Raw genomic sequence first — 11918 nt, 5'->3', positions numbered from 1 at the left:
AACCTATGAACGAGAAACCTGATTTTTCGAAAAATGCCAATATGGCCAGCACTGCACCTGCGTTTCTCTCCGTTTGGGATATGCACTCGTACTACGGCGAAAGCTATATTGTTCAAGGCATCAGTTTCAACGTGCACGAAGGCGAAATTCTTGCGCTTCTTGGGCGTAATGGTGCGGGAAAAACCTCAACACTTCGTTCGATCGCGAGAGTTGGAGAGCCTGAAGTAAGACATGGCGAAATCTGGCTGGACCATAAGCCACTACACAAAATGACTAGCTACGAGGCGGCGGCAGCTGGTCTTGGTCTGGTACCAGAAGACAGGCGAATAATTCCAGGCCTGACAGTCGAAGAAAACCTGCAGCTTGCTCAGATTGCACCCCCAATCGGATGGTCACTAGAACGGCTTTACGAGTTGTTTCCGCGTTTGGGAGAGCGAAGAAAACAAGAGGGAATTACACTGTCAGGAGGCGAACAACAAATGTTGTCAATCGCCAGAGCCCTGGCGAGGGACATCAAGGTCTTGCTCTTGGATGAACCATATGAGGGATTGGCCCCCGTCATTGTCGATGAGATCGAAAAAACCCTTTCTCACGTTAAGCAACAAGGTATGACAACGATAATTGTCGAACAGAATGCCGTACGTGCCTTAGAGTTGGCGGACCGTGCGATCATACTGGATACCGGAACCATTGTTTTTGATGGTACAGCGAAAGAGGTGCTTGAAGACACCAAGCTTCGTGAGGAATATCTGGCGATCTAGCTCGGATATTCCGCGCTGATCAGACTAGTAGAGAGGGTTTAATGCTTGTCCACAGCGGTGGTTTGCTTCGGCTGTAAGTCTGCTGAACAACATGAAACGACAAACTAATGCGCAGCGCCGCAGTGGCGTTGAACGCAGCGTTCCCGGATCAGCCAGACTACAGGCTACGCATCGCGTTAAACAGTGGCGACGCCTTCGGAGGAACGCTGGGAGCCCGCGGCTCGATGAAGTACAACGTAATAGGAGACACCATTAACGTCGCCGCCCGCTTGGAAAGTTACAATAAATCCCTAACACCGGATGCCGATGGTTTCCCGGGGATCTGCATGACGCTGGAAGCGGCATGCCTTATCGACCCAGAACGTGATTGGCTGGTTTTAACCGAATACCTGCACGACAATGGACGGACAAATATTGATGTCATCGAGGTGCCGTTTTCAGGAATAAATAGCGGCAATGCAGCGTCGTTGGAGTCGGGCAGCCAGCCGGTCGAGCCGTAGGTCAGATTTCGCAAACTTTGCTTTCTACTCGTCACTGACATTGGATCAAAGGCTGGTAGATCGAATGTGCATGAGACTTCTTGAATGCCTGCTTTTTTCGAGATCGACACTGTAACATCGCGGATGCAGAGAAGGTCTGCTTTCCGTCCAGATTGATGGATGATGCGCAGAGAACCAGCGTCCAGTTTAGCCGGGATAGAATGCGCGATTGCAATGTGTAAAACGGTCCTCGATTTGAGTAGGCGTAGTCGCAAACAAAGATGTTCTCTCAAGCAGCTAATTTGAATTTGAGCGTATCGAACCAGCCTAGGGTCAGGACTCATAACCAGAAGATGACGGTAGCAGCGATGCAGATTGCCGACAGGAACAGCTCACCGCATCGATCATAGCGGGTCGCGATACGACGCCAGTCTTTCAACCGTGCGAACAGGTTCTCAACGCGGTGCCGTTTGCGATACATGCAAGGGTCATGGCTGGCAGGGTCCCTTCGTCCTCGACGCGCTGGAATGCACGCAGCGATGCCGCGTTCGGCCAGTGCCTCTCGGAACCAGTCTGCGTCATACCCTTTGTCCCCCAACAGAATCTTGGCGGGTGGCAAGCTGCCGAGCAAGGCCAGCGCACCTTTGGCATCGCTCATTTGTCCAGCTGAGAGAAAGAACGTCAGAGGTCGCCCGCGCCCGTCGCAGACCGTGTGCAGCTTGCTGTTCAAACCACCTTTGGTTCGACCGATGGCTCGTGTTCGAGCCCCCCTTTTGAAAGGCTTGCCGCTGTTCGGTGCGCTTTCAGGTGGGTGCTGTCGATCATGATGGTTTTGCCGTCCGGTCCCGGTTGCGCCAGTTCCCGGAAGATACGAGCGAATACACCAAGGCGGGACCACCTGACAAACCGATTGTATAGTGTCTTGTGCGGCCCATACTCAGCCGGTGCATCCCGCCATCGCAGCCCATTGCGGATGACATGAATGATACCACTGAGAACCTTGCGGTCGTCGGAACGCGCTACCCCGCGCGGTTTGGGGAACAGGTGCTGGATGCGTTTCAGGTGCTGTAGGTCGAGCCAGAACAAGTGCGACATGGACAATCCTCCTATCGCCCTTGAATCATGATGGCGTCACCGATGGAACCGGCTCATACAATGTCCGCTCAGAACAGCGAACCGGTCATCCGACAAAAAGCCTCAGATGACGGCTCCGAGCCCAAAGCTGGCCTTTATTGCGTTAGCTTTCGCAGCCGGTTTGCGCCAATAGCTGAATTTGCATGGGGGCCCAAAATTATCGGTGGTCAGACTGCTCAAAAGCTTATCAGGCGCTGACGTTCATAATTTGCAGTCTAGTAATCCGATTACTCTTGCGAAAAGCAGTTTGCCGTTGTGATCTAGTGTTTTACCTTTCCGGTCCCATGCAATCCACTAGTAAGGCACTCACTTTTCTGGCTCGTCGGTGGCGAGTGACGCCGAGCCAGCTTAGTCTTCTCGGCTTCAGTCGCTCTCTGAGTGGGGCCTCTCGCGCGCTAAACTATCCTCATTTCGGCCTTGCGAGGTTTCAGACACCACTTGAGGGTTCCCGATGGAATATTGCATCGGCGATTCAACCAAGTCTGTCGAACGTTTGTTTCGAACAAAAAACGAACAGTGCGATTGGTTCGCCTCTACACCCGAAAACATCTCAATGTGACAGTGGTTGAGGTGGCTTTGACTCATGTGATAAGCGACACGACACAGTCAAAGCAAACACTACAGCGCCTTTCGGTAGGCTTGCAGTTCAATCAACCTCTCTCGAAGGATTGACTAATGCGTGTATCGGCTAGCGCGAACGGTTTTCGACCCGAAATTCAGGGACTTCGAGCAATTGCAATGCTATTTGTCGTCGGGTTTCACGTTTGGCCTTCCGCAATCCCCGGAGGCTATGTTGGCGTCGATGTTTTTTTTGTAATTTCGGGGTTCCTGATTACTGGACTGTTACTTAGAGAGTATCAAGAGACTGCCAGGATCGATCTGCGTACGTTCTGGGTTCGCCGCATTAGGCGTCTTCTACCCGCAGCGTTACTCGTGCTTTTTACCTGTGTTGCCCTAACCTTTCTTATTCTGCCAAAGGGACTGTGGAAACAGACTTTGACAGAAGCTGCTGCAAGCGGGCTTTATGTTCAGAATTGGTTGCTTGCCTGGGAATCCGCTAGCTACTTCGCGGTCGAATACGACCCAACTATGGTCCAACATTTCTGGTCCCTCTCCGTCGAAGAACAGTTTTATATAATATGGCCTCTGGCTCTGGTTTTTGCCTTAGTGAAATCCAGCCGGAATACTCGAGAGCACGGTGACGGGCGTGCTGGGTCCTCAACAAAAAGAGTATTCCTGACCCTTGTGCTTTCCTTATTCTTCATTTCGCTCTTCTATTCGGCCTATGTGACGTCGACATCGCCCGGTATAGCATACTTCTCAACCGCAACCCGGGCGTGGGAGTTTGCGCTTGGTGCTCTCCTACATGCTTTACCTAGATCGCCCCGAAATGTTTTTCGGGCAGAGTGGCTGTTTGCTGGCGTAGCGTGGATTGGTGTTGCTGGGATCGTCGTCGCGGCAGTGACATTCTCAGACACCACCGCTTTTCCTGGCGTTGCGGCTCTTCTGCCGACGATTGGTACTGCAATTGTGATTTGGGCTGGTAGACAGGATGAGGTCTATTCTTGGTCTCGGTTGAGCGAGGTACGAGTTGTTAGGCTGCTCGGTGATTTGTCTTATTCAGGGTATTTATGGCACTGGCCACTAATAATCGCTTTCCCATTGGTGTTTGGCCGCGATCATACAGGATGGGATGGCATCCTGCTTGTAATCGCTACGTTACTTTTGGCATGGCTGACGAAAAAGTATGTTGAAGATCCGATCCGCTACAAAACACCGAAATCCGGCAGCATCCGGACGGTTTTCGGGTTTGCGGTCTCCGGGATGGTCGTGCTCACAGTCGCGAGCGCTGTAGGGCACCAGATCGTTCAAAGGGATCACGAATTACGTTTTGATGGGGGTTTTTCATATTTGTCTGTAGCAGATATCAAAGCTGAGTTGAGGACCACGCTCGAGTCTAAAAGCTGGCCGGAGGGAAATCAGCCTCCCGGAAAAGAAGCCCTCCCTAAAGAGTGGATGGTAGACAAATGCCTTAGCATCAGTCGGAGTGGAGAGCAGTTTTGTCGATACGGAACACCCGACGCATCGCGAAAACTAGTACTCCTAGGCGATTCTTGGGCCATTCACTTGTTGCCCGGCGTACGTCAGGCGTTTGGTGAGGATTGGGATATTCACGTCGTAACCGTAGGCCAGTGCCCGATAGCAGACGTGGCAGTTCACAAATGGAGTGATAGCTATGAATACTCAGCTTGTGCGCGACATAGAAGTTCTATTCCCACGATCCTTGAACAGATTAGTCCGGATCTAGTTATCGCATCGGATTCGACGATAAGTGCGCTTGACCGGTTGAATTCCAGCGCGACTGGTGATGCCGCCTTCGACGAAGTAGTCACCGGGGTTCAGAAGTCTTATCGGGTCCTCAGTCGAGGTAAATGGCCCATCGTTATTGTGGAATCCCCACCCAGGGCAAACTGCCTTGTGACGGGGCCTACTGGTCCGGCGGACTGTGTGACGTCGAAAGCTACCCTTTTCGAGCATCGGCTGGCAAAAAAGAAGGCGGTTGTGGCAGCTGATGCGGGTTTACCGTTCCTAGACTTAACGTTTTGGGTCTGCAGTTCTGATTTGATCTGCCCTCAGCAGATAGGAGGTTTCTTAGTTAAAGCAGACACTGGACACTTCTCTGAGACGTTTTCCCGAAAACTCGGATCCCTATTGCGCAATCAAATTGAAGCAATAGTGGATATGTAGGCAGATTTGGTCGCTGTCGGTTGTTTTTCCGGGTTTTCAATTCCTGCGACGTATATGCTTGGACAGTCCTCGCCTATGAACTCATACAGCGTGATTGGTGTCACACAAACTGAGTGTAGCGACTGAAGTTGCCGATTGGTGGCTTTGTCACGCGAACTTTGAGTTCGGTCTGGTCAAGACGCTGCCCCATCAGCGAATGACTGTAAATCGGGTGTGACGACAGCATTCCGACCGCATATCCAAGGTCTGGAATGAGCCGATGCCTTAGTCCAACACTTCGACCGCAATCTCGATATAGTCAAATCCGCCGGAACGACCACCAAGATGTTCTGTCAGAAACTCTTCAACACGACGGGCATGACGGATTGAATTTTGCCAGCGGTCAATCCCATGGCCCTCGTCTTCGAAAATCAACTCTTCCGGTTCCAAACCTGCTTCGCGGGCTTTGCGCAGAAATTCTTCAGATTGTTCAAATCCGACGATCCGGTCTCGTTTGCCTGCGACGATCATCACCGGAATTTGTAAGCCATCGATGCGGTTAGACGGTGAAAAAGCACGCATGTCTTCAACATCGTCAGGGTTATTCAAGCTACCGAAGTAACGCTCAAGGTAGGACGTGTTCAGGCCCCAAGCGAAGGGATTATTTCGCATCTGGTATTCAACGTCCAAGACTGCGTGTTCGATGATGGCCGCGGCAAATGGGCCGTCAGGATCGGTTGCTGCCATAGCCGAAGCGTAGCCGCCATAGGAACTACCATTAATCGCAACCGCTTCGGGGTCGGCAATGCCATTTTCAACCGCCCATGCGACGGCATCGTAGAGGTCCGTTTGCATCGCGCGACCGAACTGTCCAAATGCGGCGGATTGAAATGCACGGCCATAACCCGTTGAACCGCGGAAATTTACTGAAAGCACGGCATATCCGCGATTCACAAGGAACTGTCGAAAATTGTTGTACTCCCACTCGACATGGCTAGCCGGACCGCCATGCACTTCAAGCACCATTGGTACTGGGTCGTCGACGCCCAATGGCCGAACCAACAATGCTGGGATCTCCAAACCGTCGCGAGCTGGAATGAACACTTCTTCTGTTGGCGCAATCTTGTCGAGGTGATCGCGCCGGAAAATATAGTCGCCCAAATCTGAGGTTTGTTCCGCTTCAAGATCGATAAGAATGTTCTGATAGTTCTTAGCTTCCGGCGACAAGAAGGCCAAAAGGTGCGGGCTGCCGCCCGAATTTACGATGCCGTCAATCATCACTTCGTTGCCAAATAAATCAAGAATGCGGCGCAGGGTCTTTCCTCGTTCCGAAAGTGGAATAGGGGGCATGCCCTTTCTGTGAGGCAACGCCAAGTCCAGCTGACCATCGTGATTGGACAGGTTCACGACGCGGAAGATATCGGTCCGCTCGTCTGCTGCCAACACCTCTTCTGCACCGGTCTGCAAGTCGACTTTCACCACAGCGGATTTGTCCCGACCGCGCGACGAATTGGCGAAGGCAAACAGGCGATCTACGGTAACCTCATGCACCCAGAACGTTTCAAATGCATCAAGGGTGAATAACTCGCGCCAGACTTCGGTCGCGGGATCGTCAAATACGAGAACCTTGGTCTTATTCTTCTCGGCGCGATCAAACCGCATTACAGGCTTGTGGTCCTGACCAATGGCCCAACCTAACGTCTGTCCTTCGTTTTCGATAAACAGCTCTTTCCCGCCGCCATCCAAGCGCGTTTTGTAGAGATCCGCAAAAGCAGGATTGCGATCTCTCGACGAGACAATCCACGGGTCTTCGGATGTTTCTGGTTGGTTCACAATGAACCAGCTCTGAAAGCCGCGAGGGGTCACGTCCATCCAGTTTTCTCTATCGGCATTCGAGGGGTTCACACGCCACAAACGATCGTCGATGCTGACGTGCAGTTCTTCCACAACGTTCGACCAAAAGTAATAATCCACATTCTCGATGACAGCGAACTCGTTTTTTAGAGCCGCGTCACTTAGGATCACCACCTCTTTCGTTAGCCGTACCGCCCTTCGGGCGACGTAGGTTCCTATAATAGAGACCCGGTGTTCCCATTCAGCGCCTGTATTGGCGAAGAAATCGCGAATCGGAATGATGGGAGGCAGATCGGCCGACTTAAGCGAAGCGTGGGTCGGCGCTGTATCGCGACTAAGCCACGCGATTGTGCCACCACCGACAGTACCAAGGAGAACGACGAGAGCCAAAAGCCATTTGAAAAAACGTTTCATGATCAAATCCACCTGCCTTCAACGCGGAAAATCATGCCATTGTTTCGCGGTTCAGTCTAGCAAGCGCCACGGTCGTTGATGAATGAAAAGGACACTTCGTACGGCAGACAATAAATTCAATCTTGGTCTTGTTTCGCTGGTGCCGCGAATGGCAGTTATTCCGACTGCGGGCGCAACATAAAGACAGAAGGCCAAATGTCCGGACAGGACCGTTCTACGCGATCAACTAACTGCGGGGCAAGGAACTTGCTGTAACAGCACCAAGGTCCGGAATGAGCTCATCGACGCCCGTGTTCCAAATGCCTCGAAGATCAATTGTAGAGTCCGTGGCTCGCGTGCATAGGCTCGGGAATGACAACACCGATCCGCCACCTCGCTCATTTCAGCTGGGGCATGTTACGTGCCTCTGTGGACGACCCGCAAATCACTACCTTTGCCGAGGCCGTTCCGCGCGTCAACGCGAGAGCCGAGGACAGTCCCGGCTTTGTCTGGCGTTTCGGCGACGAGCGACCACCAGCGGAGGCGGCAGGCTGGCCGCTCTTCGATGATGATCGCATCATCGCGTCCTTTTCCGTTTGGGAACCGCCCGAGGCGCTTAAGGCCTTGGTGTACCGTGGCTCGCACGGCGCCTTCTAAAATCGGCGCGCCGAGTGGTTCGATCAGGATTCCCCGCGCGGTTACGCTCTGTGGTGGGTCGCGCCGGGTCACAGACCCGACATCACCGAAGCCTGGAGCAAGGTCGACCAAATGGCCGCCGAGGGGCCGTCAGACGCCGTCTTCGCCTTTTCGCATCTCACGCTTGCAGCCGGCCCAGCTAGATCGTAATCGAGACCCATCGGTGCCTTCAAGCTTTGGAAAGGCCAAGCTTTCCCACGACAGATTTATTTGGTCCGCATCGATGAAGTGACGAACGGCAGGTTTGTCCGCACAGCAGACATCGGGCTGAAATCACTGAACGACCGCTTCGAACCCAAAGCAACCGCGAACTCCTTTGTGATGTTTTTTGTTTGGTGGGATCCACACCTCACATAGAAAACTCTTTTGGCTTGCTTTGCCGGTGTTCCCGTTCGATAGGGCGGTATGTTCAAGAACCGAGCTATTGTCTTCATCTTACTAACACTGCTAATCGACGCTATCGGCATCGGTATCGTGTTCCCGATTATGCCGGATTTGATGAACCGGGTCGGAGCGGGTGATACTGGGCAAGGAGCGTTCTGGGGTGGTTTACTGATGGCTGCCTACGCAGGGGCGTTGTTCCTGTGTGGCCCCATTGTCGGAAGCATTTCAGATGCCGTTGGACGCAGGCCAATATTGATCACGGCACTTGTCATGCTGGCACTGGATTATGTGATCATGGCCATGGCGGACAGTTTTTGGCTTCTTCTTCTCGGGCGGACCCTCGCTGGCCTTGCAGGGGCGACCTATATCACTGCGACAGCTTATATCGCCGACATATCTTCTCCTCAGGAAAAGGCGGCGAATTTTGGCCTTATTGGCGCAGCGTTCGGGATCGGCTTTGTACTGGGACCAGCTGTGGGTGGCATTGCTGCAGAAATCAGCATTGCGGCACCGTTTTGGATTGCGGCGGTTCTATCGGCAAGCAACGCCTTGTTTGGTTACTTCGCGCTACCAGAAAGCCTGGCGTCGGACAAACGCCGTGCTTTTGGAAAACGCGACCTCAACCCATTCAAGTCGATTTTAGATGCTTTCCGCCTACCGGGCCTAGCGGTGCCCCTGCTTTGCATTTTTATCTTTGAGTTTGCCAATATGGTCTACCCAACGCTTTGGGCGTTCTGGACGCGCGAAGTATTCGACTGGCCGACACTTTATATCGGACTGTCGCTTGCGGCCTACGGCGTGCTGTTAGCTTTGGTTCAGGGGGGGTTAATGCCCATCTTTATCAGGTGGATCGGAGATTTCCGCACGCTGATGTTGGGCATGATTTCGGCACTGATTGGGATGATCGGTTTTGGCTTCACCGGTTCGGTTGTGGCCCTGATCATCTTCCTTGTTCTTGCGGCGTTGTCTGACCTCGTACCAGCGTTTACTACAGCGATGGCATCAAACCAAGTAAATGAAGATCGGCAGGGTGTCGTGCAGGGCGTTATTGCGTCGCTGTCATCCGTTGCCGCAGTATTATCTCCCTTGGTGATGACTGGATTGTTTCAGAATTCCGTTGATGCGACAGGTTTTTACTTCCCGGGTGCACCGTTCCTTTTCGCGGCCGTACTGGTTCTGCTGATGATGCCGCTGGTGATCCGATTGCGGGGGTATGCCTCCGTTTGAAGGTCAATCATTTCAGAACAATTTTGCTTCAGCGGGTCATGGCAGCTTTGTCCGCATAGCGGTCCCTCAGACAGATCGTAGCGAAAGACCGCACCGAGCCCAAAAGCGACCAGTGCAGCGACATGTACTAATATCTGTTTCCAGTTCCAGAAATTATTACAACGGAATTTAGCTAGTCAGCCTTTGAACTAATTGAGACAACGGAGAAAAGATGCTCTACCGCGAACGATTACTAACTTTCATCGCATTGGTTGTCTTTTTGGGATGAGCTAGCCCGCCATAGATGCCTTAGAGGCGCATGCCGTCGCTGGGTACACCCCGTTAGAAGACTGTAACTGATGGCGAACCCAATTGCGTTAGGCGATGCACCGCCACGTCTTCTTTGATATCGACCTCCTGCAGCGACCTGCATTTGGCTCAACCACAAGCGCTCGAAACATCGAGATTTTTGTTTATTTCGAATGAATTGGTGACTACGCTCAGCTCAGGGAGGCTGTGAAGGAGTGAAACTTAAGATTACACTATATGGACCGGTTACTCTGGCCTGGTCCGACGAAGGGCGAATTATTGGTCTGGGTGCGAAGCATCTGGCAATAATCGCCATTCTGGCGGCTTCCCCGAACATGGTCCGAACGCGGGCCTGGATTGTCGACAAATTCTGGAGCCGTGTGGACCAGCGTCTCGGGCGTAGCAGTCTAAGGCAGGCGCTTACAACCATTCGACAAAAGCTTGGCGAACGGTTCGATGATGTCTTTTTCGTTGAAGCGGACAGGATCGGACTGAAACTAGAAAACATTCAACTTGAAGGTGACCCCTCGCAAGGCGATTTCCTCGAAGGACTGGATATTTCCGAGGAAGGCTTTGAAGATTGGTTGCGAGACCAGCGGCTTTCGGAGGCGCCAGTCTTTCCAGGCCAGGAGAAGCACGACGATCCCGTTCCGGTTGTGGAAGTTCGCCCGATCGTAGCTGTTCTTCCATTCGTGCTTTACGGCGAGTCGTCTCAATGGGACGGTTTGGGCGATTTCTTTGCCCAAGAAGTTACACGCATGCTTTCGAAGTCGCAGCTGATGAACCTCATCTCGCACCTTTCGAGTCGCAAGATCGACGCGCGAGTGGTGGACTTGGCGGATATCCGAAGTAAGCTTGATGCCGATTTCGTTGTGGCCGGATCAATCAGAAATCTTGGCGGGCGCCTTATGCTGCATGTCGATTGTCTCGACAGTGATACTGGCGAACAGATCTGGACAGAGCGGTTCCTTGTTCCCGTCGAAGCGGTTTTCGACCAGGATTGCGGTCTTGTTTCGGAAGTCGCTGCCGAGATTGTCCGAGTCTTGCTGGTCAACGCCTCGGATTTCACAGCTACACGACCGCTCCCGGATTTGCCGGCCCACCGCCTTTTAATGTCTGCGATTTCGCTCATGTATCGGATCTCCGAAAAACAGTTTTTTGCTGCAGAGGACAGACTGGCAGAACTGATGGTGCGAGCGCCAAATCACTCGGTGCCCCTCGCTTGGTCAGCCCAATGGCACCTTCTTCGCATTTATCAAGGCTGGAGCGATGATCCCAATCAGGACAGGATCATCGCAAACGATCGATTGAGCCGAGGGCTTGATCTCAATCCCTCCTGTCCGCTGAGCCTTGCCATGGACGGCAATGTGAAAACAGTTCTCGAAGCTGATTTTTCATCCGCCAGAGATCGGTTTGCGTCGGCGATGGCGGTCAATGGCAACAGCGCGTTAACCTGTACTTTCAAAGGCGTTTTGCACACGTTTCAGGGTGAGTCAAAGGATGCCATCGCGATGGCAGAACGCAGTATGCTCCTGTCGCCTTTGGACCCGCGCAAACATTTCTTCGATGCACTTCACGCCAGCGCCTACCTCGTAGGCGGAGAGTATGAGCGGGCGGTTACCCTTGCTGACGCCTCGTTGCAACTCTCCCCCGGACATCTTTCGGCGCACCGATCAAAGGTGGTGGGGTTGAGCCTAGGAGGCCGGTCTCAGGAGGCGCGGAAGGCTGCGTTGGAATTGCTGCGGCTTGCTCCGGACATGACCCTCTCACAATACCGCAAGACGCATCCCGCCAAAGGTACAGGAATTGCCGACTTCTTCGCGGATGCGATGCTTGAAGCAGGAATTCCAGAATACTGAGGAGGATGTAATGCCAATTTCACAAGCGACGCAGGCCACACAGGCGACGCAAGCAACACAGGCAACGCAAGCAACACAGGCCACCCAAGCGACACAAGCGACGCAAGCGACCGGTG

Annotated in this window: 7 protein-coding genes and 1 pseudogene; 6 read left to right on the top strand and 2 right to left on the bottom strand. The window is 52.9% G+C overall.

The genetic code is table 11. The features are described from left to right. The first annotated feature begins 5 nt into the window (after positions 1-5). Complete coding sequence (locus GOW40_RS10660) at positions 6-761, top strand: ABC transporter ATP-binding protein (RefSeq protein WP_171130293.1); 756 nt, start codon at positions 6-8, stop codon at positions 759-761. Positions 762-868: 107 nt separating this feature from the next. Beyond that, complete coding sequence (locus GOW40_RS10655) at positions 869-1261, top strand: adenylate/guanylate cyclase domain-containing protein (RefSeq protein WP_171136412.1); 393 nt, start codon at positions 869-871, stop codon at positions 1259-1261. Between the two features lie 319 nt (positions 1262-1580). Here GOW40_RS10655 and GOW40_RS10650 read toward each other — a convergent pair. Beyond that, a protein-coding gene (locus tag GOW40_RS10650; RefSeq protein ID WP_254444394.1) for an IS5 family transposase occupies positions 1581-2335 on the bottom strand; the annotation gives its coding sequence in 2 pieces (ribosomal slippage) (positions 1581-2017 and positions 2017-2335; 756 coding nt in all). A gap of 714 nt (positions 2336-3049) precedes the next feature. On the opposite strand from GOW40_RS10650, the gene GOW40_RS10645 reads away from it, so the two are divergent. Next, complete coding sequence (locus GOW40_RS10645; protein WP_171136413.1) at positions 3050-5122, top strand: acyltransferase family protein; 2073 nt, start codon at positions 3050-3052, stop codon at positions 5120-5122. A 264-nt stretch (positions 5123-5386) separates the two neighbouring features. On the opposite strand, the gene GOW40_RS10640 is transcribed toward GOW40_RS10645, so the two are convergent. After that, positions 5387-7369 carry a S9 family peptidase gene (locus tag GOW40_RS10640; RefSeq protein ID WP_171230957.1) on the bottom strand — a complete coding sequence of 661 codons (1983 nt, stop codon included), beginning with the start codon at positions 7367-7369 and terminating at the stop codon, positions 5387-5389. Positions 7370-7720: 351 nt separating this feature from the next. On the opposite strand from GOW40_RS10640, the pseudogene GOW40_RS22180 reads away from it, so the two are divergent. From GOW40_RS22180 to GOW40_RS10620, 3 genes and pseudogenes are all read left to right on the top strand, one after another. Beyond that, a pseudogene (locus GOW40_RS22180) lies at positions 7721-8194 on the top strand (DUF3291 domain-containing protein). Between the two features lie 255 nt (positions 8195-8449). Next, entirely contained in the window at positions 8450-9655 is a 1206-nt protein-coding gene (locus tag GOW40_RS10625) for an MFS transporter (RefSeq protein WP_171130283.1), read from the top strand. Positions 9656-10323: 668 nt separating this feature from the next. After that, positions 10324-11802, top strand: coding sequence for a hypothetical protein (locus tag GOW40_RS10620; RefSeq protein WP_171130281.1), 1479 nt, complete (start codon positions 10324-10326; stop codon positions 11800-11802). Positions 11803-11918 lie beyond the last annotated feature (116 nt).

It is taken from the genome of Ruegeria sp. HKCCA6707, from assembly GCF_013033515.1.
In the GTDB taxonomy this organism is placed as follows: domain Bacteria; phylum Pseudomonadota; class Alphaproteobacteria; order Rhodobacterales; family Rhodobacteraceae; genus Ruegeria.
The sequence above is the reverse complement of the archived record's forward strand: the minus strand, read 5'-3'. Positions and strand labels throughout refer to the sequence as shown.